General features: G+C 69.9%; 18 protein-coding genes. 11 read left to right on the top strand and 7 right to left on the bottom strand.

The annotated features are described in order from the left end of the window. Positions 1 to 7: 7 nt before the first annotated feature. The 3 genes from AC4BGC_RS03205 to AC4BGC_RS03215 are packed head-to-tail and all read right to left on the bottom strand — an operon-like array spanning position 8 to position 1,947. Positions 8 to 586 (bottom strand): glycosyltransferase, encoded by a 579-nt coding sequence (locus tag AC4BGC_RS03205; protein ID WP_490554274.1) that lies wholly within the window; start codon positions 584 to 586, stop codon positions 8 to 10. Further along, positions 583 to 1,032 carry a UDP-N-acetylglucosamine--LPS N-acetylglucosamine transferase gene (locus tag AC4BGC_RS03210; protein WP_490546176.1) on the bottom strand — a complete coding sequence of 150 codons (450 nt, stop codon included), beginning with the start codon at positions 1,030 to 1,032 and terminating at the stop codon, positions 583 to 585. Before AC4BGC_RS03210 ends, AC4BGC_RS03205 begins: the two co-directional genes overlap by 4 nt. Next, positions 1,033 to 1,947 carry a glycosyltransferase family 2 protein gene (locus tag AC4BGC_RS03215; RefSeq protein WP_490554276.1) on the bottom strand — a complete coding sequence of 305 codons (915 nt, stop codon included), beginning with the start codon at positions 1,945 to 1,947 and terminating at the stop codon, positions 1,033 to 1,035. It lies immediately after the preceding gene. 108 nt (positions 1,948 to 2,055) lie between these two features. Between AC4BGC_RS03215 and AC4BGC_RS03220 the strand changes: the two genes are divergently transcribed. Genes AC4BGC_RS03220 through AC4BGC_RS03230 form a run of 3 tightly spaced genes read left to right on the top strand, consistent with a single transcriptional unit; the run spans position 2,056 to position 4,831 of the window. After that, entirely contained in the window at positions 2,056 to 2,772 is a 717-nt protein-coding gene (locus AC4BGC_RS03220; RefSeq protein ID WP_490554278.1) for a Wzz/FepE/Etk N-terminal domain-containing protein, read from the top strand. Beyond that, positions 2,769 to 3,938 carry a Gfo/Idh/MocA family protein gene (locus AC4BGC_RS03225; RefSeq protein WP_490554280.1) on the top strand — a complete coding sequence of 390 codons (1,170 nt, stop codon included), beginning with the start codon at positions 2,769 to 2,771 and terminating at the stop codon, positions 3,936 to 3,938. The genes AC4BGC_RS03220 and AC4BGC_RS03225 overlap by 4 nt, the downstream gene beginning before the upstream one ends. After that, a complete protein-coding gene (locus AC4BGC_RS03230; protein WP_490546172.1) occupies positions 3,935 to 4,831 on the top strand; it encodes a hypothetical protein in 897 nt (298 codons plus the stop codon). The genes AC4BGC_RS03225 and AC4BGC_RS03230 overlap by 4 nt, the downstream gene beginning before the upstream one ends. Positions 4,832 to 4,841: 10 nt before the next feature. On the opposite strand, the gene AC4BGC_RS03235 is transcribed toward AC4BGC_RS03230, so the two are convergent. Continuing rightward, a complete protein-coding gene (locus AC4BGC_RS03235; RefSeq protein ID WP_490554282.1) occupies positions 4,842 to 6,398 on the bottom strand; it encodes a glycoside hydrolase family 16 protein in 1,557 nt (518 codons plus the stop codon). Between the two features lie 159 nt (positions 6,399 to 6,557). Further along, positions 6,558 to 9,458: a metallophosphoesterase gene (locus AC4BGC_RS03240; protein ID WP_490554283.1), complete on the bottom strand. Its 2,901-nt coding sequence runs from the start codon at positions 9,456 to 9,458 to the stop codon at positions 6,558 to 6,560. Positions 9,459 to 9,642: 184 nt separating this feature from the next. Between AC4BGC_RS03240 and AC4BGC_RS03245 the strand changes: the two genes are divergently transcribed. From AC4BGC_RS03245 to AC4BGC_RS03260, 4 genes are all read left to right on the top strand, one after another. Further along, a complete protein-coding gene (locus AC4BGC_RS03245; RefSeq protein ID WP_490554285.1) occupies positions 9,643 to 11,262 on the top strand; it encodes a succinic semialdehyde dehydrogenase in 1,620 nt (539 codons plus the stop codon). Next, a complete protein-coding gene (locus AC4BGC_RS03250; RefSeq protein ID WP_490554286.1) occupies positions 11,259 to 12,989 on the top strand; it encodes a GMC family oxidoreductase N-terminal domain-containing protein in 1,731 nt (576 codons plus the stop codon). The genes AC4BGC_RS03245 and AC4BGC_RS03250 overlap by 4 nt, the downstream gene beginning before the upstream one ends. Before the next feature lie 234 nt (positions 12,990 to 13,223). Continuing rightward, positions 13,224 to 14,795: a glutamine-hydrolyzing GMP synthase gene (gene guaA / locus AC4BGC_RS03255; RefSeq protein WP_490554287.1), complete on the top strand. Its 1,572-nt coding sequence runs from the start codon at positions 13,224 to 13,226 to the stop codon at positions 14,793 to 14,795. Between the two features lie 126 nt (positions 14,796 to 14,921). Next, complete coding sequence (locus AC4BGC_RS03260; RefSeq protein ID WP_490546166.1) at positions 14,922 to 16,193, top strand: cytochrome P450; 1,272 nt, start codon at positions 14,922 to 14,924, stop codon at positions 16,191 to 16,193. Positions 16,194 to 16,215: 22 nt separating this feature from the next. Here the strand turns inward: AC4BGC_RS03260 and AC4BGC_RS03265 are convergent, their stop codons facing one another. After that, positions 16,216 to 17,718, bottom strand: coding sequence for an FGGY-family carbohydrate kinase (locus AC4BGC_RS03265; RefSeq protein WP_490554288.1), 1,503 nt, complete (start codon positions 17,716 to 17,718; stop codon positions 16,216 to 16,218). Beyond that, entirely contained in the window at positions 17,715 to 18,764 is a 1,050-nt protein-coding gene (locus AC4BGC_RS03270) for a LacI family DNA-binding transcriptional regulator (protein WP_490554290.1), read from the bottom strand. Before AC4BGC_RS03270 ends, AC4BGC_RS03265 begins: the two co-directional genes overlap by 4 nt. 148 nt (positions 18,765 to 18,912) lie before the next feature. Between AC4BGC_RS03270 and AC4BGC_RS03275 the strand changes: the two genes are divergently transcribed. From AC4BGC_RS03275 to AC4BGC_RS03290, 4 genes are all read left to right on the top strand, one after another. Then, a complete protein-coding gene (locus AC4BGC_RS03275) occupies positions 18,913 to 19,989 on the top strand; it encodes an ABC transporter substrate-binding protein (RefSeq protein ID WP_490554292.1) in 1,077 nt (358 codons plus the stop codon). 76 nt (positions 19,990 to 20,065) lie between these two features. After that, positions 20,066 to 20,899: an ATP-binding cassette domain-containing protein gene (locus AC4BGC_RS03280; protein ID WP_490554294.1), complete on the top strand. Its 834-nt coding sequence runs from the start codon at positions 20,066 to 20,068 to the stop codon at positions 20,897 to 20,899. Beyond that, a complete protein-coding gene (locus tag AC4BGC_RS03285) occupies positions 20,896 to 22,137 on the top strand; it encodes a sugar ABC transporter permease (RefSeq protein WP_490546161.1) in 1,242 nt (413 codons plus the stop codon). The genes AC4BGC_RS03280 and AC4BGC_RS03285 overlap by 4 nt, the downstream gene beginning before the upstream one ends. Before the next feature lie 59 nt (positions 22,138 to 22,196). Continuing rightward, positions 22,197 to 23,183, top strand: coding sequence for an NAD(P)-dependent alcohol dehydrogenase (locus AC4BGC_RS03290; protein ID WP_490554296.1), 987 nt, complete (start codon positions 22,197 to 22,199; stop codon positions 23,181 to 23,183). The last annotated feature ends 1 nt before the right edge of the window (position 23,184 follow it).

A 23,184-nucleotide genomic window follows, 5' to 3' on the forward strand; every position in this document is an offset into this window, starting at 1 on the left:
CGCGGACCTACTTCCTGCCTCGCGAGGAGGGGCGCCCGACCAGGGTGGTCAGCCGGCGCAGACGGCGCCTCGAGGAACCCGCGGGCACGGGGGAGGCCAGCAGCGAGTCCAGCGCCGCTGCGGCGGCTGCCGGGCCGGGGGAGGGGTCGGACTTCTCGGGGCGCACCCGCAGCGTGCCGGCCAGGGCCTGGTCCAGGGCGGCGTGCAGCTCTTCCTCCGACTGGGCCAGGTGGACCATGCCGAGGTCGCGCAAGCGGGTGGCGAAGACGATCTGGTGGTCGTCGACGACCTCGTTGTCCACGGGGATCCGGGGCACCACGATCGGCACGATGTCGAGCTCCCGTGCGTCCATCACGCCGCCGGCTCCGCCCTGGAGGACCACGACGGAGGCGGCCCGGTAGAGGTCGAGCAGGTCGGGGTGGGCGATGATCTCGTGGTTCGTGGCCCCCTCGACAGGCCGGCTCTGGCCGTGCTGGACCGTCGCCTCGACCTCGGGGTGCAGGCGCAGCCACGACTCGGTCCAGCCCATCAGCCTGTCGAAGCCGAAGTGGTAGGTGCCGGCGCTGACGACGATCGAGAAGCTCACAGCACCACGCCCACGTCGGTGGCGTCGGGAAGCAGCGACTGCATCGTGTCCCACTGCACCATGAACAGGTCCGCGAACGGGTACAGCAGCCGGCCGCTGAGCGAGGGGTTGTTGATCCGGTCGATCGGCTCGAGGTGGGCGGTGCGGGCGCCGAAGTGCCGGGCCTGGGCGAAGAACGGGACCGAGATCGCCGCGCCGGTGCTCAGGACCAGGTCCGGGCGCACCTCGTCGAGGACCTTCCTGGCGAGCCTGGTGTTGCGGACGAGGTTCGGCAGGTGCCGCACCGTGGGGTAGTGGCACTCGATCACGTGCTCACCGCGCAACCGGGTGCGGGCGTCCTCGGTCGGGAAGGTCACCCAGGTGCGCTCGAACTGCTCCCACCACGGCCGCAGCGCCCAGGCCTGGGCGAGGTGTCCGCCCCCGGAGCAGGTGATCAGCAGCCGCATTCAGATGCCCTTGCCCATCCGCTGCACGGTCCGCACGACCCAGCCGGTGGACAGCAGCCGCAGGCTGATGCCCAGGGCCAGCCATGCCCTGATCTGTCGCGGGTCGGTCCGAAGCGCCTTGAGCGCCCAGGTGCGACCGGTCCGGCGTTCCTCCGCGGCCACCCGGGAGAACGCGATCTGCGACTGGATCTTGGCGTACGCCGTCCGGTCCTGGCGGAACTCGGGGTGCGTCTCGAGCAGGTAGGTCAGGCCGTCGGCGTAGAGCGACCACTTGCCGAAGAAGTAGGACTGGCCGCCCCACGTGACGTTGACCAGCGGTCGGTTGACCACCGCGATCCGGCCGAGCTTCGCCGTACGCAGCAGCAGGTCGAAGTCCTCGCCGTAGCTGCCGGGCAGCTGCTCGTCGACGAGGCCGATGTCGTACAGCGTCTGCTTGGGGAAGACGAACGTGCTCGAGTGCAGCCCGGCCATCCGGTCGCGCAGCAGGTCCGCGTGCCGGATGTCCTCCAGCGGCACGAGCCGCTCGTACTGGCGGGTGCCGTCGTCGACCATCATCGCGGTGCCGACGAGCACCGGCTGGGGCGACTCGGCGAACCTGGCCATCTGCGCCTCGAGCTTGCCGGGCAGCCAGTAGTCGTCGTCGTCGAGGAAGGCGACGAAGTCGTGGCTCGCGGTCTCGATGCCGGTGTTGCGGGCGCCGGCGAGGCCGCGGCTGCGTTGGTTGGTCACGGTGCGCAGCGTGCGCCCCTCGGGGATCTCGACGTCGGGGGCGACCTCGGGGCACGCGTCGAAGACGATGACGACCTCGATCGGGCCGGGGTAGTCCTGGTTCAGGACACTCTCGACGGCGCGACGCATCAGCTCGGGACGGTTGTGAGTCGGGACAACGGCTGAAACAGCCGGATGAAGCGTCACGTAATGGCCCTTTGTTCAATATCCGGCGCCGGGGTCGTTTATCCTAGTGTGCCTTGGGTCGGCTCTTGGAGCGGCCCTTTTGATTTGTTCCATGACATAGGAGTCCGTTTGTCCGAGGACGCGCCGTTCGTCAACCTCCTGCGCGTGCTGCGGGGCGGATGGACCCTGATCGCGATTTCTGCCGCAGCCTGCGCCCTGGTCGCGGCGGCGATCGGCTTCCTGCTGCCCACCACCTACGAGGCCACGACGACGGTCGAGGTCGCGACCCTGGACGACTCGAGCTCGCCGAACATGGAGACCCAGGCGACGATCGCGCGCTCCACCGGAGTGCTGCGTGAGGCCGTCAAGGACCTGTCCCGCTGGAAGCTCAGCGAGCTCAAGGACTCGGTCTCGGTCAACGTCCCGCGGGGTGCGGACGTGCTGCAGGTCAGCGTCAGCGCCGACGACGCGGACCGTGCCGCCGCCGCGGCGAACGCCGTCGCCAAGGCCTACCTCGAGGACCGGGCCAACGAGAACGGTGGTCGCCAGCAGCGCGAGGTCGCGCTCCTGTCCACCGAGATCGCCGACCTCAAGAAGGAGGTCGCCGAGACCACGGTCCCGGCCGACCGGACCGTCCTCGAGGCGCGGCTCGCCAGCCTGAACGCCTCCTATGACGACGCTCGCGAGACCCTGGGGTCGCCGGGCCGGGTGCTGTCCGAGGCGGAGGCGCCGTCGAGCCCCTCCACCCCCGGGCTCCTCGTGTGGGTGGCCGGAGGCCTGGCAGCGGGAGCGCTGATCGGGTTCTACGCAGCCACCGTGCGCTTGCGGTTCGGTCGACGAGCATGAGCGCAAAGCTGAGAGTCGGCGTCGTCGGCGTCGGCAAGATGGGCCTGTCCCACCTGTCCCTGCTGGGGGCCCACCCCGACGTGGAGCTCGCGGCCATGTGCGACTCCAACGGCTACCTGCTCGACATCCTCGGCAAGTACACCGGGATCCGCGGGCTCGGCGACTACGCGAAGCTGGTCTCCGACCCGGAGGTCGACGCCCTCGTGATCGCGACGCCGACCACGGCGCACTTCTCCATGGTCAAGGCGGCCCTCGAGCAGGGCAAGCACGTGTTCTGCGAGAAGCCCCTCACGCTCAGCGGCGCCGAGTCCGAGGAGCTGGCCGCCTTGGCGGCCGAACGTGGCCTGTGCACCCAGGTCGGCTACCACAACCGCTTCGTCGCCGCGTTCGCCGAGGCCCGGCGCCTCCTCGACCTGGGCGCGATCGGCAAGGTCACCCACGCTCTGGCGGAGGCCTACGGCCCGGTCGTGCTGCGACCCAAGGGCAGCACGTGGAGGACCCGTCGCGACCAGGGTGGGGGTGCGCTCTACGACTACGCGGCCCACCCGCTGGACCTGCTCGCGTGGTACCTCGGCGAGCCCACGTCGGTCCGCGGCACAGTGCTGGCCCACATCTTCTCCGCCGACACCGAGGACGCCGTCTACTCGACCATCGACTACGCCGACGGGTGCAGCGCCCAGCTCTCGGTGAACTGGTCCGACGAGTCCTACCGCAAGATGTCGACAAAGGTGACCCTGTGGGGCACGCACGGCCGCATCACCGTCGACCGCCAGGAGTGCCAGGTCTACCTCACCGAGGCAGCCGAGGTCCCCGACGGCTACCGGCAGGGCTGGAACGTCCGCTACACCACGGACCTCACCGAACCGGTCTGGTTCTACCTGCGCGGCGAGGAGTACTCCGCCGAGATCGACTACTTTGTGCAGTCGGCCCGCGGCACGCTGCCCGAGACCCGGCCCCCGGGCCTGAACACCTTCGCGTCCGCCTCCATCACCGACCGGGTGATGGACCTGATGCTGACCGACTCCCAGGCTCCGGGCACCTCGCTCCAGCCGGGCTCCCAGGGGCCACAGCCGCCCCTGCGAGCGACGTCTCGAGGCTCGGCCGCACGACGGCTGGTCTCGTCGTTGCGCCAACTCCGCCACCGCGTGAAGGGACGGGCACGATGAGCGAGCACCAGATGGACCGCCTCCTGTTCGGGGACAACCAGTTCTTCGGCGTGAACCACATGTCCGAGGAGAAGGCACGCGCCCAGTCGATGCGCTTCCAGGACACCGACGCGATCATGAGCGTGATCGACGCGGCGTACGACGAGGGCGTGCGCACCTTCATGTGCACCACCCACGAGCGGATCGCCGAGGTCGTGGACCGGGTGCGGGCCGAGCCGGCGCGCTACGCCGACTTCCGCTTCTACCCGTGCATGCCCTACGCCCACAAGTACGCGAACGCGGTGACCGAGCTCGGGATGATCGGTGCGGTGCGTGCCTTCCTGCCGGAGACGAGCCTGGTGGGCACTGCCCTCAAGGGCGGCGCCGCGCTCGCCTCCAAGGACGTCTCCCAGCTGATGACGATGCTGATCGACGCCGAGATGAGCATGTTCGAGGGCGTCTCCACGCCAGTCGTCTTCCTGCAGAACGTCGTCGTCGACCTGCTGCTCGGGCTCGGCTTCGACGAGGCCTTCAGCGTCTTCGCCCGCCACGTGCGCGAGAAGTACGACGCGGAGCCGGGTTTCATCACGATGAACCTGCCGCTCCTGCTGGACAAGCTCGACCAGGTCGGCATCGAGAACCCGATCGTGTGCGCCAACATGAACAAGATCGGGTTCCGGATGAGCGGCGGCTTCGAGGCCTACCGCGACGCGCTGGCGAACCGCGAGTTCAGGGCCATCGCCATGTCGGTCTACGCCTCGGGCGCGGTGCGACCGCAGGAGGCCTTCGAGTGGGTCGCCGGCTTCCCGAACATCCGCAGCGTCGTCTTCGGCGCCTCGAGCCGGGCGAACATCGCCAACACCGTCGAGGTCGCCGCGGCGGCCTGGCCGGAGGCCTCGGCCGCTCGCGGCTGAACCCGAGCGATCAGCTGGCTCCGTAGACCCGGACGTAGTCGACCTGGAAGTCCAGCGGCTTCGTCAGGTGCTTGTTGGCCGCGTCGGGCAGTCCCCAGTAGGCGGCCGAGGGCCCCACGTGCAGGTTCAGGCGCATGTGCAGTGGAGTCTGGAACGACGGGCCCCACAGGGCGGGCAGCGTGGCGGGGGTGACGCTCCAGATCTTCTTGCCGTCGACGTACATCGCCGCGCTGTCGGGCAGCAGCTCGAAGGCGTAGTTGTGGAACCCCTCCCAGGGCTTGCTGGTCACCCCGAACTCCCGGTGCCGCACCTGTGCGACCAGGGAGGACGTCGTGTTGGTGTTGGTGAACACGGTCGTCTTGGCGGTGTCCTTCAGCGCCTTGCCGGAGCTGGGGAAGTCGGTGCCGTAGCCCCAGGCCTCCATCATGTCGATCTCGCCGCTGTTGCCGTTGCGCAGCCAGAACGCGGCCAGGGCGCCCAGGGTGTTGGTGCCGGTCGGCGTCTTGGCGCGGATCTCCCAGCGGCCGTACCGCTGTGCGAGGGACACGTCCCCGGAGCGGAGTCCGCGCTGGTCGATGTAACCGGTCTTGTGGGTGAGGATCTTGACCCCGGTCGCGGAGGCGGCACGTGTCTGGGGCGCGTTCGGCAGCCAGTCGCCCCGCAGGTGCAGCAGGCCTCCCTCGACGTCGACCTGGCCGGCGTCGGGGATGGCGCTGTCGATGGTCAGGCCGAGGTTGCTCTGCGTGCGGACGTTCCACTTCTTGGGGTCGATCGCGGTCCCGTTGAACTCGTCGCGCCAGGTGGGCTCGCCCCAGCTCGCCGGTGCCGACGACGGCGGCGTGGTCGGCGGCGGGGTGACCGGAGGGGTCACGGGCGGCGTGGTCGGTGCCGGGGTCGTGGGCGGCTTGACCGGCGGTGTGGTCGGCGGCTTCACCGGACCGGAGCCGGGCGGGGTGGTCGGCGCCGGGGTGGGCGGCCTGACCGGCACGTACACGGCCTGGGTCACGGCGCGCGACCGCACGAGGTTGATGTTGTCGACGACCACGCGGCCGCGGGGCCCGGGCAGTGCGTGGACACGGACGTCGATCGAGCCACCGCCGGGGGCGGCGGCCAGGGTCGTCCGGAGCAGGCGCCAGGAACGGTTGGCCGACCGGTGACCGGCAGTGCGCGAGACGAGCGTGCCCTTGCCGCTGACCTGGCGTGCCGAGAGGCGTACGCCGATCCCGGGCCGGGTCGTGCGGACCCAGGCCGAGACGTGGTAGACGTCGCTGCTCCGGACGCCCTGCGCCGCGTTCGGGTTGTTGGACAGCACGGTTCCCCGGCGCGGGGTCACCTTGAGCACCGCGGCGCGACTGCGCGCGACGCCGACCCGGGCGGCGACCAGCCGCTTGGGTCGGGTCTTCGTCGCGGCCCAGCCCTGGGCGCCGCGCTCGAAGGTCCCGTTGCGCTGGGCGACGGTCTGCACCATGCGTGTGGCCGAGTAGACGGTCGAGGTGCTGGCGCTCGCGTTGGCGGGCGCGGGGCCCTGGAGGGCCACGGGCACGAGGACCAGGGGCAGAGCGAGCACGACGCCCACTCGTAGACGCGAGAGCGCCGAGTGGGGTCGGGCGGAAGCCGAGCCACCTGCGGGGGGCGAAGTCGTCATGAAGTGACAATAATGTCTAATTCACCTAGAAGTAGGCAAAACGGACATACCGGGACTAAAGATCCCGCACTCCGGAACGGTTCAGTTGACCGACTGGGCGGTCAGCGACAGGTCGAAACTCAGATCGGGTGTCGCTCGGTAGTTCACCAGGACAAGTGCGGCGATCGTGTTGGTGCCCACTCGCAACATCGTGGGGGGCACTTCCCAACGTACCTCGGCGCCCAACGCCCGGCTGGTGCTCGGAGCGGCGGTCGCGTACGTCGTGGGACCGACGGCGCCCGCGGCGACGTTGCTCCGGCCGAGCTCGACGCCGTTGACGAAGACCACCACGCCGTCGTCGGCCCGGGTGCTGATCCGGGACCCGGAGAGCTTCTCGGGGTCGGTGACCTCGAAGCTGTGCCGCAGCAGGACGCTGCGCGGACGGTTCGAGGTGGGCGCGGGAACGTCCACGTTCGTGGCGATGGTCGGGGACCCGAAGCCCAGCGGTGCCGTGCCGCGGCCCCAGGCGGTGTCGTCGAAGCCGGTGGCGGTCCATCCGGCCGGCCAGGTCGAGGAGTAGAGATGTCTCCAGGGCGAACCGGTGGGCACCAGGGTCACCGGTGTCGCCGTGGCCGGTCGGGGGGTGGTGGCCGTGACCGTGACCGGGGGTGAGGAGGCGGTGCCGTTGCGTGCCGTCAGGGTGTAGGAGTACGTCGTCTGGGCAGCCAGCCCGGAGTCCGCGTGGCTCCTGGCGCCTCCGGGAAGCTCCAGCGCCGGTGCCCCGGTTCGCTGCAGCACCCACCCCGTGACCGGGACGGCGTCCCCGGGAGCCCAGTCCAGGGTCACGGAGCCTGCCGTCGTGGCGCGCACGCTCACCTGCGGCCTGGCCGGAACGAGAGGGGCTGTCGGCGGGGGTGTCCGCAGTGCGGTGAGCTCCGCGGTGAAGGACGCGTTCGGCGTGCCCCGGTAGTTCAGTACGGTGGCGGCGGTGACGACGTTGGTCCCTGCGCGCAGCAGGGAGGCCGGGACGCTCACGTCCACGGGGGTGCCGACCGCGGCGGCCGTGGACACCGCGGCCGTCGCGTAGCTGGCGTTGGACAACGCACCCGCGGGCAGCCTGGTGCGGTTGACCTCGGTGCCGTTGACCCAGATCGCCACCCCGTCGTCAGCCCGGCTCCTCAGTCGAAGACCGGAGTACAGCGCGGGGTCGTCGATGACGAAGGTCCGGCGGAACAGGGCGCTGCGCGGCCGGTTGCTGGTGGGGGCGGGCACGTCGATGTTCGTGGCGACCGGGGTGCCGAAGCCCAGGGGGGCCGCTCCCGTTCGCCAGCTCGAGTCGTCGAGGGTGGGCGTGGTCCACGAGGCCGGCCAGGGGTCTGGGCTGAACCGCCATCGCCAGGTGCCGCTGCCATCGACCAAGGTGACCGGTTGCGGTTGCGGTTGCGGTGTCGTGGGTGGCGCCGCGACGCTCCCGCGTCGCGCGACCGCGACCAGGTCGAAGTGGGCGTCGGTGGTGCCGAGGTAGTTGAGGTGGGTGGAGGCCGCGATCACGTTGCCGCTCGGGCGCAGGAGCGCGAGTGGGACCTCGTAGGTGGCCGTCGTGGCGGCCATCGAGCGTGGCGCGGCGCTGGCGTAGGTGGTGGCGTCCACCGCACCGGCAGGCATGTTCGCGCGACCGACCTCCTGTCCGTTGACCCGGACGACCAGGCCGTCGTCGGCCTTCGTCACCAGTCGCAGGCTGGTCACCTCCTCGGGCCGGTCGAGCGCGAAGCCTCGCCGGAAGAGCATGCCGCGTGCCCGGTTCGAGGTCGGAGGGCCCAGGTCGATGCTGGTGGCCAGCATGCCCGCGTTGAAGCCCAGCGGTCCCCGCGCCGAGGGCCAGGAGGAGTCGTCGTACGCCGGCTGGTCCCAGTCCTTGGGCCAGGCGCCCGTCGCGTTGCGGTAGCGCCAGGGGGTTCCGCCCGGGACCACGACCTCGGTGCGCGTGTCGGGGTCCGGCGTCATGTCGTAGTCGAGGGAGAAGCGGCTGGACGCGTCGGTCTCGAACTCCCGCCTGGTCGGTGAGTAGGTGAAGGCGTCGATCCGGTCGTGGGCGGGGTCGAAGGTGTAGTACCGCAGCCAGCCGTCCCCTCCGTTGGGCCGGCTCTGGTAGTCCGAGAGGAGCTGGTGGACGGGTGTCCCGCAGGCGTTCGGGTCACTGCGACGGGCCTCGCCGAGATCGCCGTCGTGGTAGTGGCCGTTGATCACCAGTGCCACGTTGCAGTTCTTGTGGACCAGGTCGTTCCAGACGCGGTTCGATGACGAGATCTCGGCGCCGGTCCGCACCTTGAGGTTGTTGCGCGCACCTACGGTGTCCACGAAGCCGTGGGTGACCAGGATGGCCCTGCGGTCCGGGTGGGCGTCGAGGACCCGCTGGGCCCACTGCAGGCTGTCGGTCGGGGACTCGAACTCGAGGTTGATCACGACCCAGTCGAGGCCGCCGGCGCTGAACAGCGAGAAGTTGTTCATGTTGCGGCGGTCCGCGGGGTCCGGGCCGAAGGTGTTCGAGCCCAGGTAGCCGCCGTACCGCTTCTCGGCGGTGTTCCAGGAGGCGCCGCTGAACCTCGAGGGTGGGAAGAACTGGTCGTAGTACTGGGCGAGGCCGGTGCTCGCGTTGAGGTCGTGGTTGCCCGGGAGCACGGAGTAGGGGATCGCGTTCTGGTCGAGGGTCTCGAACGCCGAGCTCACCCTGCGCCACATGGTCGTGTCGTTCCAGGTCTCCACCAGATCGCCGAGCTGCACCGTGAACTCGATGCCCAGCTCCTCCGAGTGGTCGACCACCCACTGCGTCTGTGCGCGCATGGTCGCGGCCCGGGTGTCGTCGACGGTGTAGCCCTGGGTGTCGGGGATGACGGCGAGCGTGAAGGGGGCTGCGGGTTCCTGTTGGTCCGCCAGTGCCGGGGACACCGAGGCCGCCGGAGGCGCGGCCACCGAGGTGCCGGGGCTGGTGAGGCCGGTCGCCACGAGGCATCCGAGCGCAAGGGTGAAGCAGGCTGCACGCAATGAGGACCCCCCTGGAGAACCCGGAGTCTGACACCGGGGGGCGCCGGGCGGAAGGGAGGTGGGGGAGGTGGTCTAGCGGTCCAAGCGGCGGTCTTTACATCGCAAGCCATTGTGTAAAGTTACTGCCGAGTCTAGGCTGCCCGGCATGACTGCCCAGCCCGAGCCCTCGTCCGCCCGCCAGCAGGTCGGCCCCGCCGATCCCGAGCACGACCCCACGGCGTCGTACGCCCTGGACCCCGGGTACGCCCGGAGCCTGACCCAGCGGGTCGTGTCCACCACGGGGGAGACCGTCCCGGCGTACTCGCCGGTGACCGGGCAGCCGCTGGCGATGATCCCGCAGTCCAGCGAGGCGGACGTGCGCGCGGCCTACGACCGGGCCAGGATCGCCCAGCAGGCCTGGGCACGCACCAGCCTGGAGCACCGCTCCGCCCTGCTCCTGCGGCTCCACGACCTCGTCCTGGACCGCCAGGACGAGATCATCGACCTGATCTGCTGGGAGTCGGGCAAGGCCCGCAAGCACGCCTTCGACGAGCCGCTGCACATCGCGCTCACCGCGCGCTACTACGCACGCACCGCCGACCAGCACCTCGGCACCGAGCGCAAGCTCGGCGTGGTCCCCGGGCTGACCCGCGTCGAGGTCAACCACGTGCCCAAGGGCGTCGTGGGGATCATCTCGCCGTGGAACTACCCGTTCACGATGGCGCTGTGTGACGGCCTTCCCGCGCTGCTCGCGGGCAACGCGGTGGTCACCAAGCCTGACGCCCAGACGATGCTGAGCGCGCTGCTGGCCGCGCAACTGTTGGAGGAGGCCGGGTTCCCGGCAGGGCTGTGGAACGTCGTCGCGGGTCCCGGGCGTGAGCTCGGTGGACCGATGATCGAGCGCTCCGACTACATCTGCTTCACCGGCTCGACGGCCACGGGCAAGATCATCGCCCAGCAGTGCGCCGAGCAGCTGATCGGCTGCTCGCTGGAGCTCGGCGGCAAGAACCCGATCCTGGTGCTGCGCGACGCGGACCTCGACCGGGCTGCCGAGGGTGCGGTGCGGGCCAGCTTCTCCAACGCCGGCCAGCTGTGTGTCTCCATGGAGCGGATGTTCGTGGCCGACCAGGTCTACGACCGGTTCCGCGACAAGTTCGTCGAGCGCGTGCGCGCGATGACACTGCGCCCCGGCCTCGAGTGGGGCTCCGACATGGGATCGCTGATCAGCCAGGACCAGCTCGACACCGTCACCGCCCACGTCGAGGACGCCGTGGCCAAGGGCGCCACGGTGCTCGCCGGTGGGCGGGCGCGACCCGACCTCGGGCCCTACTTCTACGAGCCCACCATCCTCGAGGGCGTGACCCCGGAGATGACCTGCTTCGGGGACGAGACCTTCGGTCCCGTGATCGCGCTCTACCGGTTCCACGACGAGGCCGACGCCATCTCGCGCGCGAACGCGGGTGAGTACGGCCTGAACGCCTCCATCTACAGCCGCGACACCCGGCGTGCGCGGATCATCGCCAGGCAGGTCAAGTGCGGCACCGTGAACATCAACGAGGCCTTCGGAGCCACCTTCGCGAGCATCGACGCCCCGATGGGTGGGATGCGCAAGTCCGGCATGGGCCGGCGACAGGGCGCCGAGGGCATCCTGCGCTACACCGAGACCCAGTCGGTGGCGGTGCAGAAGCTGATCAGGTTCGGCCCGATGCTGGGGATGAACGACCAGGCCTACGCGAAGGTGATGAACGCTAACCTGCGCCTCATGAAGAAGCTGGGACGCGCATGAGCACCGACACGGGATCAGGGTTCGACTACGACGTCGTCATCGTCGGATCCGGGTTCGGGGGATCGGTCAGCGCGCTGCGCCTGGTCGAGAAGGGCTACAAGGTCGCGGTGATCGAGGCCGGTGCCCGCTTCGAGGACGAGGACTACGCCAAGACCTCCTTCGAGGTGAAGAAGTACCTGTTCCGGCCCGAGATCGGCTGCTACGGGATCCAGCGCATCGAGGCCGTCCGGGACTCGCTGATCATGGCCGGCGCCGGGGTCGGCGGTGGGTCGCTGGTCTACGCGAACACGCTCTACGAGCCGCTCGAGCAGTTCTACAACGACGCCCAGTGGCGCGACATCACCGACTGGAAGGCCGAGCTGGCGCCGTACTACGACCAGGCGAAGCGGATGCTGGGAGTGGTGGAGAACCCGCTGCGCACCCCCGCCGACGACGTGATGGAGAAGGTCGCCAACGATCTCGGCGTGGGCGACACCTTCCACCCCACCCCGGTCGGGGTGTTCTTCGGCGAGCCCGACTCTCGCCGGGGCGAGCGGGTGGCCGACCCCTACTTCGGTGGTGAGGGCCCGGACCGCAACACCTGTATCGCCTGCGGCGACTGCATGGTCGGGTGCAAGTACAACGCCAAGAACACCCTGGTGAAGAACTACCTCTACCTCGCCGAGCAGCGCGGGGCGAAGGTGATGCCGCTGACCACGGTCAGGCGGGTCCGGCCGGGCGCCGAGGGTGGCTACGAGCTCGACCTGAAGTTCACCAAGGCCAAGCGCTCCACCCCGGGCTCGACGAAGACCATCACTGCCGAGCAGGTCGTCTTCGCCGCCGCGGCCATCGGCACCCAGAAGCTGCTGCACCGGATGAAGGCCGAGGGGCACCTGCCGAAGCTCTCGGACCGGCTGGGGTTCCTGTCGCGGACCAACTCCGAGTCGATCCTCGGGGCGATCGCGCCGGACACCTCGATCGACTACAGCTACGGCATCGCGATCACCTCCTCGTTCCACCCCGACGGGGACACCCACGTGGAGCCGGTGCGCTACGGCAAGGGCAGCAACTTCATGGCCCTGATCCAGACGGTGCTCACCGACGGCGACGGCCCCACCCCTCGGTGGCAGACCTGGCTCAAGGAGCTGTGGCGCGAACGCAGGAACGTCGCCAACCTCTACGACGTCAAGCACTGGTCCGAGCGCACGATCATCGCGTTGGTGATGCAGACCCTGGACAACTCGATCACCACCTACGCCAAGCCGATCCCGGGCACCAAGAAGTGGCGGCTGACCTCGCGCCAGGGCCACGGCACCCCCAACCCGACCTGGATCCCGATCGCCAACCAGGTGGTCCGCAAGATGGCCTCGATCATGGGCGGTACGGCGGGCGGCTCCATCGGCGAGCCGTTCAACATGCCGATGACCGCCCACTTCATCGGTGGCTGCGTGATCGGCACCAGCCCCGAGAACGGCGTCGTCGACCCCTACCAGCGGATCTACGGCTACGAGGGGCTGCACATCGCGGACGGTTCCGCGATCTCGGCCAACCTCGGGGTGAACCCGTCGCTGACGATCACCGCGCAGGCCGAGCGGGCGATGTCGCTGTGGCCGAACAAGGGCGAGCCGGACCCGCGCCCGGCCATCGGTGAGGACTACGAGCGGCTCACCCCGGTCGCCCCGAACCACCCGGCGGTTCCCGAGACGGCTCCTGCGGCGCTGCGGCTCCCGATCGTGAGCGTGAGCTGACGCGGCTCCAGCAGCCGGAACGAACCCAGGGCCCGACCGGGGAGGGAGGTGGTCGGACCCTGGGAGATCCACGCGGGGGCGGACCAGTTCGACCCGGCCTGGGAGGGAGCAGTCACACCGGATCTGCTCGGACCAACGACACCTGCCCGATCGGGTTATGCGCCCCCGCGCGGAATCCCAGATTTTTCTCTGACAGACTCAGAGGAACGAAAATCTCCGCTGAAAGGGCCCAACTTGAGCGACCACGACCTCGTTCTCGTCGTCGACTTCGGAGCCCAGTACGCCCAGCTGATCGCTCGCCGGGTACGTGAGGCCAAGGTCTACTCCGAGATCGTCCCGCACTCCATGCCCGTCGCGGAGATGCTGGCCCGCAGGCCCGCCGCGATCATCCTCTCCGGCGGGCCCTCCTCCGTGTACTCACCGGGCGCCCCCCACGTGGACGCCGACCTCTTCGAGGCCGAGGTCCCGGTGTTCGGCATGTGCTACGGCTTCCAGGCGATGGCCCAGGTGCTCGGCGGCGAGGTCGCCCGCACCGGCGTCTCCGAGTTCGGGCGTACGCCGGTGGAGGTCACCACTCCCGGCACCCTGCTCGCCGACATCCCGGCCCAGCACCGCGTCTGGATGTCGCACGGCGACTCCGTGCGACGCGCACCCGAGGGCTTCGAGGTGCTCGCGCAGACCGCGGCCACCCCGGTCGCGGCGTTCGAGAACACCGAGCGACGCCTTGCCGGCGTCCAGTGGCACCCCGAGGTGCTGCACTCCGAGCACGGCCAGCGGGTGCTCGAGCACTTCCTGCTCGACATCGCCGGCTGCCGGCCGACCTGGACGATGGTCAACATCGTCGAGGAGCAGATCGAGCGGATCCGCGAGCAGATCGGCGACTCCGGCCGGGCGATCTGCGGCCTGTCCGGCGGGGTCGACTCCGCGGTGGCCGCGGCCGTCGTACAGCGTGCGATCGGGGACCGGCTGACCTGTGTGTTCGTCGACCACGGGCTGCTGCGCAAGGGCGAGGCCGAGCAGGTCGAGCGCGACTTCGTGGCCGCGACCGGCGTGGACCTCCACGTCGTGGACGCGGAGAAGCGCTTCCTCGACGCGCTCGAAGGGGTCAGCGACCCCGAGGAGAAGCGCAAGATCATCGGCCGGGAGTTCATCCGGGTCTTCGAGGCCGCCGAGGCCGACGTGCTCGCGAAGTCGATGGCCGAGGAGGGGACCAAGGTCGCCTACCTGGTCCAGGGCACCTTGTACCCCGACGTCGTCGAGTCCGGCGGTGGCGCGGGCACCTCCAACATCAAGTCGCACCACAACGTGGGCGGACTGCCCGACGACCTGGAGTTCGAGCTCGTCGAGCCCCTGCGCACGCTGTTCAAGGACGAGGTCCGCCTCGTCGGTGAGCAGCTGGGGCTCCCGGCGGAGATCGTCTGGCGGCACCCGTTCCCCGGGCCGGGCCTGGCCATCCGGATCATCGGATCGGTCGACCGCGAGCGGCTCGACATCCTCCGCGAGGCCGACGCGATCGCGCGCGAGGAGCTGACCCGCTCCGGACTGGACCGCGACATCTGGCAGTTCCCGGTGGTGCTCCTCGCCGACATCCGCTCGGTCGGCGTACAGGGTGACGGACGCACCTACGGCCACCCGATCGTGCTGCGCCCGGTGACCTCCGAGGACGCGATGACCGCCGACTGGGCGCGGGTGCCCTACGAGGTGCTCGAGACGATCTCGACGCGGATCACCAACGAGGTCCGCGAGGTCAACCGGGTCACCCTGGACATCACCAGCAAGCCCCCGGGCACCATCGAGTGGGAGTAGCGCCGGGGTGGACCCCGGCCCCTCCCCGGCCAGGACCAGGAGGGTCCACGGGGGTGTTCCTGATGGCTGCCGAGCCGGGGACTTCGTAGACTTCACAGTCAGACGTCTGGTGCGAGGGGGTGTGGGATGAGCTTGATGATGTCGGTGAAGAAGGCCGTGCGCCAGCGGCTGGTCGCACGCGCCGGAGGGATCGACCTGTCCCGGATGGAGAAGGTCCCGGACTCGTTGTCGTGGCCGCTGCGCCGCGACGTGATGTCCCCGAGCCCGCGGCTGAGTGCCATGCGCGACGAGGACCCGGTCCAGAAGCTCGTCTCCGTGATGGGGCTCGACGTGTGGCTGGTCACCGGGGACGCCGAGTCCCGCGAGGTGCTCTCCGACGCCACGTCGTACTCCACGGACATCCGGCCCTACATGGGCCGGCGCGGGTCCGTGACCGACGGGGACTTCGGTGGCCTCGGCTTCACCGACCCCCCGGACCACACCCGGCTGCGTCGCCTGCTCACCCCGGAGTTCACGATGCGCCGCCTCGAGCGGATCCGGCCGGGCATCGCCTCCATCGTGGAGAGGCAGGTCTCCGAGATCGAGACGGCGGGGGAGCAGGGACGTCAGGTCGACCTCGTCCCGACGTTCGCGTTCCCGATCCCGTTCCTGGTGATCTGCGACCTCCTCGGCCTGCCCGACGAGGAGCGGGAGACGTTCAGCAGGCTGGCAACGGCACGCTTCGACATCTCCAAGGGCGCGCAGAGCTCGATCGGTGCGATCGGCGGCTCCCGCGAGTTCCTCCTGGCGGAGGCGAGCCGCCAGCGGCTCAACCCCGGCCCGGGCCTGATCGGCCAGATCGTGCGCGAGCACGGCGACGAGATCAACGACTTCGACCTCGGGGGCCTGGCCGACGGGGTGTTCACCGGGGGACTGGAGACCAGCGCCTCGATGCTGGCGCTCGGCACCGCCGTGCTGCTGGAGAACCGCGAGCTGTGGAAGAGCCTCGTCGACGACCCCACCAGCGTCGGCCCGATCGTGGACGAGCTGCTGCGCCAGCTCTCCGTGGTCCAGGTCGCGTTCCCGCGCTTCGTCAAGCGTGACGTGGAGATCGGCGGCAAGCGCATCACCGAGGGGTCGGTCATCGTCTGCTCGCTCCCGGCCGCCAACCGCGATCCCCGGTCGACGACGGGCGACCACATCGACCTCGACCGGGCCACCACCTCCCACCTCGCGTTCGGCTACGGCTTCCACCGCTGCGTGGGCGCCGAGCTCGCCCGGATGGAGCTGAAGATGGCCTTCCCCGCGCTGGCGAAGCGGTTCCCGGACATGCGGCTCGCGGTCCCCTCCGAGGACCTCGACTACCGGATGCTCAGCATCGTCTACGGCGTGGAGTCGGTGCCGGTGCTGCTCGGCTGACCCCCTGGGAGCCCAGCTCCGGTCACTTCTGGGAGCCGAGCTCCTGGATCCTCGCCAGTGCGTGGGCGTGCTCGCGGGTGGCGGGGTACAGCGAGGAGTACAGGCCGTAGAGCTCGTCGTAGAGCGGCTTGACCGCCGGGTCGGGCTCGATCACGTCGGCCACCCTGGCCCAGTCGGTCTCCGCGGGCACGAGGCCGCTGCCGATCGCGGCCATCAGGGCGTCGCCGTAGCTGGCGCCGATAGTCTGCTCCGGGACCTCCTGCTCGCGGCCGGTGATGTCGCTGACCACCTGGGTCCACAACCGGCCCTGGGTGCCGCCGCCGACGGCGACCAGCCGGGTGACCGGGTTGGTCTCGGTGTCGAGCAGCTCGAGGATCTGCCGGATTCCGAAGGCGATGCCCTCGTAGACCGCGCGGAAGATGTGCCCGCGCTGGTGGCGCAGGGTGAGCCCGGCGAGCACGCCGCGAGCGTGGTGGTCGAAGATCGGGGTCCGCTCGCCCGCGAAGTAGGGCAGCAGGAGCAGCCCGTCGGACCCGGCGGGTACGGCGGCCGCCTCCTCCACCAGGGTCCCGAACGGGACGTCGCCGACCAGGCTCTGCACCCACCCGGTGAGGCTTCCCGAGGTGGACATGCCCGCTGCCAGGCACTTGCTGCCCGGGGCGACCCCCATCGTGTTCCACAGCTGGGGGTGCCGGGCGAAGTCGGCGAGCTCCTGGACGAAGAACATCGTGGAGCCGTACATCAGCATCAGGTCACCCGGAGACCGCACCCCGCCGCTGAACGCCTCGGCCCAGGCGTCCACGGTGCCGGCGCACACCGGCGTGCCCGCGGCGAGACCGGTCTCGGCCGCGGCGGCCTCGGTCACCGAGCCCACGATCTCCGTGGACCAGACGAGACGGGGGCGCGCCATCGAGCCCATCACCTCGTCGTACCAGTCGTCGTTCCAGGTGTTGGCCTCGATGTCGTAGAGCGGCACAGACTGGCTCGCGGTGTGGTGGTCCAGGACGTACTCGCCGCTGAGGCGCTGCACCACGAACGAGCTGGAGTTGAACCACCGGGTGGCCCGGGCCCAGGCGTCGGGCTCGTGCCGCTGCAGCCACAGCGCCTTGGGGCCGACAGCCTGCGTGGTCAGCGGGGTGCCGCAGCGGCGCAGCACCTCCTCGCTGCCCAGGCGCCGGTCGAGCTCCGCGATCTCCGCGGTCGCGCGCGAGTCGATCCCGTAGAGGATCGCGGGGCGCACCGGGTTCGCGTCGTCGTCGCCGAGCAGCAGGCACGGGCCGACGCCGCTCACGCAGAGCGCGGCAATCCTGCGCCCGGCGGCGGCCTGCGTCAGCTCCCTGGTCAGCGAGACGACGTCGCCCCACCACACGGCCTCCGCGTCGACCTCGTTGTGGCCCGGGAACGGCATCAGCACGCTGCGCGGACGGGGGCGTACGGCGGTGGCCACGATCTGGCCGTCCGGCGTGGTCAGCACGGCCTTGCTGCTCGCGGTCCCGAGGTCGATCCCCAGCAGCAGCTCGCTCATCGTCTCGTCCTCGTCTCCGGTCGTCTGGTCGCAGGGCTGGTGGTCGAGTCCCGCACGACCAGCTCGGGCTCGAAGACCACGTGCCGCTCCTCGCGCGGGTCACCAGCCAGTGTCTCGGTGAGCATCTCAGCAGCCGCCACGCCCATCTCGTAGTGGGGTCGGCGCACGGTCGAGAGGGGCACCGAGAGCTGGCGGGAGAACGGGATGTCGTCGTACCCCATCAGCGAGATGTCCTCGGGCACGCGGATGCCGTGCTGCAGCAGCGACTGGAGGACCCCGAAGGCGAGCAGGTCGATCGCCGCGGTCAGGGCCGTGGGCCGCTCCAGGGGTGGCATCGCGGCCAGCTGGTCGCCCACCACGCGTCCGGCGTCCGCGCTGAGGTCCGCGGGCAGCACGTCGAGCCGCACGTCGTACGCCGAGTCGGCGACCGCCTTGCGGACTCCGGCCAGCCGCTCGTGCACCGGGCCGGCGGACTCCTCGTCGCCGACGAACCCGAGGTGCCGGTGCCCGAGCTCGATCAGGTGCCGCGCGGCGAGCTCCCCGCCCGCGATGTCGTCCACGGCGACCGACATGCCGGGCTCGCCGCTCTCGTCGCGGTCCACCACCACGACCGGCAGGCCGATCGCCCGGACCTGGTGCAGCCCCTCGGCGAACCGGTCGTGGGGGACCACGATCAACCCCGCCACGCGGCGCTCGGAGAACAGCCGCAGGTAGGCGTTCTCCCGCTCGCTGTCACGGGCGCTGTTGGAGATCAGCACGGTCCAGCCGTGGTCGGTGGTGGTGTCCTCGACCCCGCGCGCGATGTCGATGAAGCCGGGGTTCCAGGCGTCCAGCAGCAGCAGCCCGATCGTGGTGGAGGACCCGGCACGCAGGTGCCGCGCAGCTTCGTGGCGGACGTAGCCGAGCTTCTCGATGGCCTGCTCCACCGCCTCCCGGCGGGGACCGCTCACCCGGTCGGGATGGTTCAGCACGTTGGAGACGGTGCCCTGCGAGACGCCGGCGTGCCGGGCCACGTCCTTGATGCCGACGCGGCGCTCGCTGTCCATGGGATCTCCGGTTCGTGGGCCGAGGCTGTGATGGTTGACACGTTTCAAGCCGGACCCTAGCATCGCCGGACCGGCAAGTTTTGACACGATTCAAAATCGGGGTCAAGGTGATCGCGAGGCCGGCACAACTCACCGAGGGAGACTCACCATGGCAAGGCATTTCGCACGGAAGGCCCTTGCGGCAGCAGGCGTTCTGCTGCTCGCCGGGACGGCCGCTGCATGCGGCAGCGACGACGGTGGCAGCGGGGGATCGGGGTCCACCAAGGTGGCCTTCCTGATGCCGGACACCGGCTCGACGCGCTACGAGCTGCACGACCGCCCGGGCTTCGAGAAGAGGCTCAAGGAGCTGTGCGACGACTGCACCCCGCTCTACAACAACGCTGACGGCGACGCCAACAAGCAGCAGCAGCAGTTCAACTCCGCGCTGGCGCAGGGCGCCAAGGCGATCGTGCTCGACCCGGTCGACTCCGCCGCGGCGGTGACCATGGTCAACGCGGCCCACGCCAAGGGCGTGAAGGTGATCGCCTACGACCGTCCGATCCCGGACGCGAAGGTGGACTTCTACGTCTCCTTCGACAACGAGGCGCTCGGCGAGCAGATCGCCACCTCGCTGGTCGAGAAGGTCAAGACCGCTCCCGTCCCGGCCGGCTCCGGGATCCTGATCGTCAACGGCTCGCCCACCGACGCGGCCGCCGGCCTGATCAAGAAGGGCATCCACAACGGCGTCGACGACAGCGGCCTGAAGGTCCTGGCGGAGTACGACACCATCGACTGGAAGCCCGAGAACGCCCAGAAGTGGGTGGCCGGCCAGATCGCTCGCTTCGGCAAGAAGATCGTCGGCGTGGTCGCTGCCAACGACGGCACCGCCGGCGGCACGATCGCTGCGTTCAAGGCCGCCGGGATGAACCCCAACCCTCCGGTGAGCGGCAACGACGCCACCGTCGCGGGCCTGCAGCTGATCATCTCCGGTGACCAGTACAACACCATCAGCAAGCCGAGCGAGATCGTCGGCGGAGCCGCGGCCGAGGTCGTCGCCGACTTCATCAACGGTGACAAGCCCGATTCTCCCGAGGAGCTGTTCGGCTCCCCGACCAAGCTCTACGAGCCCACGCTGGTGACCGCGGAGAACTTCAAGGCCGAGATCATCGACAAGAAGATCAACACGGCCAAGGAGCTGTGCACCAAGGAGTACGCCGCAGCCTGCGCCAAGCTCGGCATCTCCTGATCCACGCCGGGGCCCGCGTCCCCCACGCGGGCCCCGGCGACCGGTTCGGGGGAGACAACCTGATTGAGGAGAAGCGATGAATGCTGCACCCGCCACGCCGCAGACCGCGCTGCTGAGTCTTCGCGGAGTCAGCAAGACGTTCGGTGCCGTCAACGCACTGACCGACATCGATCTCGACGTACGAGCCGGCGAGGTGGTCGCGATCGTCGGCGACAACGGCGCCGGCAAGTCGACGCTGGTCAAGGTGCTCGCGGGCGTGCACCAGGCCAACTCGGGAGCGATCGCCTTCGACGGCTCGGAGGTGCAGATCTCCGACCCGAGCTCGGCCATCCGCCTCGGCATCGCCACCGTGTTCCAGGACCTCGCCCTGTGCGAGAACCTCAACGTCGTCGAGAACCTCTTCCTCGGCCAGGAGCTCTCGCCGTTCCGGCTCGACGAGGTGGCGATGGAGGTCAAGTCGTGGGAGCTGCTGCGCCAGCTCTCGGCGAAGATCCCCACCGTCCGGATCCCGATCGCCTCGCTCTCGGGCGGCCAGCGACAGACGGTCGCGATCGCCCGCTCGCTCCTCGGCGACCCGCGCGTCATCATCCTCGACGAGCCCACGGCGGCTCTCGGTGTGGCACAGACCGCGGAGGTCCTCGACCTGATCGAGCGGCTCCGCGAGCGCGGGCTCGGCGTGATCATGATCAGCCACAACATGGAGGACGTCCGCGCGGTCGCCGACCGGGTGGTGGTGCTCCGGCTCGGCCGCAACAACGGCGAGTTCGACGCGCGCACCGTCTCCTCCGAGGAGGTCGTCGCCGCCATCACCGGTGCCAGCGACAACGTGGTCACGCGTCGTCGTGACCGGTTGCAGGGCACCGAGCACCCCGCCGTCGCCGACGGCTCCGTCGAGGAGGAGAACCGATGAGCACCACGCAGCTGCCCAACCTCGACCAGAGCGACGAGCGCCTCAGCCAGAGCCAGGGGATCAAGGGATCCCTCGCTACCTTCTGGCGCAGCGTCAAGGCCGGCGACGTGGGCGCGCTTCCCGTGATCGTCGGGCTGCTGTTCATCGGGACGGTCTTCCAGATCCTGAACCCGGTGTTCCTCTCCAGCGGCAACATGGTCAACCTCATCCTCGACATGTGCGCGGTGGGCGTGATCGCGCTCGGCATCGTGTGCGTCCTGCTCGTCGGTGAGATCGACCTCTCGGTCGGCTCGGTGAGCGGCTTCTCCGGCGCCATCGTCGCGGTGCTGTTCGTGCGCCACGACTGGAACTGGATCCTGGCCGTCGGCGTCGCCTGCCTGGTGGCCCTGGCGATCGGGCTGCTCTACGGCATCCTGCTGACCAAGTTCGGCATGCCCAGCTTCGTGGCGTCCCTGTCCGGCCTGCTCGCGTTCCTCGGCCTGCAGCTCGCGATCCTCGGTGACAAGGGCTCGGTCAACCTGCCCTTCGACTCCACCCTGGTGCACTTCGCCCAGCTGGCGTTCGTGCCGCACTGGCTCTCCTACGTGCTGGTGGTCCTCGCCGGCCTGGCCCTGTTCCTCACCGGGTTCGAGACCATGACCCGCCGGCGCAAGGCCAACCTGTCCGCGCGTTCGGTCAGCACGCTGGTGCTGCGGTCGGTGGCCCTGGTCGTCGTCCTCGGGCTGGTGGTCTGGTACCTCAACCAGGACCGCGGCGTCGGCTGGATGGTCGTGTTCTTCGTGGGTCTGGTGCTGCTGCTCAACTACGCGATCACCCGCACCCGGTGGGGACGCTCGCTGCTCGCGGTGGGCGGCAACGCCGAGGCCGCTCGCCGGTCCGGCATCAACGTCCGCAACGTCTACCTCAGCGCGTTCATGCTGTGCTCGTTGCTCGCCTGCGTCGGTGGTCTCCTCGCCGCCGGCCGGCTGGCGTCCGCGAACCTCAGCAGCGGCACGGGTGACGTGAACCTGAACGCCATCGCCGCCGCCGTGATCGGTGGCACCAGCCTCTTCGGTGGCCGGGGCAGCGCGTTCTCCGCCCTGCTCGGGGTACTGGTGATCTCGGCGATCGCCAGCGGCCTCACCCTGCTCAACCTGGACTCGTCGTACCGCTTCGTGATCACCGGGCTCGTCCTGGCCGTCGCGGTTGCGATCGACTCCGTGGCCCGCAAGTCTCGTGTCTCACACGGCCGGGCCTGACCCAACCGACGTGCACGTCCCTCAAGAGAGGCAACACCGTGGCTAACCGCGCAGCAGTCATGACCGAGCTCGAGAACATCGTCATCGAGGAGCGTCCCGAGCTGGACCCGTCCCCCCAGCAGGCAGTGGTGCGGGTGGAGGCCGTGGGTGTCTGCGGCTCCGACACCGCCTACTACAAGGTGGGGCGCATCGGCGACTACGTCGTCGACGGCCCGATCATCCTGGGCCACGAGGTCTCCGGCCAGGTGATCGCGGTCGGCAGCGACGTCACCAACGTCGCCGTCGGTGACCGCGTCGCGGTCGAGCCGGGTACGCCGTGCCGCAACTGCCACGAGTGCATGGCCGGGCGCTACCACCTGTGCCCCGACCTGGTCTTCCTCGCGACGCCGCCCTACGACGGTGCGCTGCTGGAGAAGATGACGATCGACTCGCGCAACCTCTACCCGATCCCCGACGAGATGACCTACGAGGAGGGCGCGCTCCTCGAGCCGCTGTCGGTGGGCATCTGGGGCTGCAAGCGCGCCGGTCTCGCGGGTGGCGACGAGGTGCTCGTCACCGGCGCCGGTCCTGTCGGGCTGCTGGCCGCCGCGTCCGCGCGCGCCCTGGGCGCCGGCAAGGTCACCGTCACCGACCTCTCCGACTTCCGGCTCGGGATCGCCCGCGACATGGGCTTCGAGACCGAGCGCAGCGACGCCCCCACCGAGGACCGCTTCGACGTGCTCCTCGAGTGCTCGGGCGCTCCGGGGGTGCTCGGCGAGGCCATGCGCCGGCTGCGTCCCGCGGGTCGGGCGGCGATGATCGGGATGTCCAAGGAGGAGGCGATCGGCCTGCCTCTCTCGCAGCTCAACGTCAACGAGCTGACCCTGAGCCTGGTCAACCGCTACAACCACACCTGGCCGCTCGCGATCGAGCTGGTCTCCTCGGGGCGCATCGACGTCGCGCCGCTGGTGACCCACCACTTCCCGCTCGCGGAGACCGCGGACGCCCTCACGCTGGGCAGCCGCGTTGCCGACTCGGTCAAGGCCGTCATCCACCCCCAGCTCTGAC

Source organism: Nocardioides sp. Z38_18 (assembly GCF_058215695.1).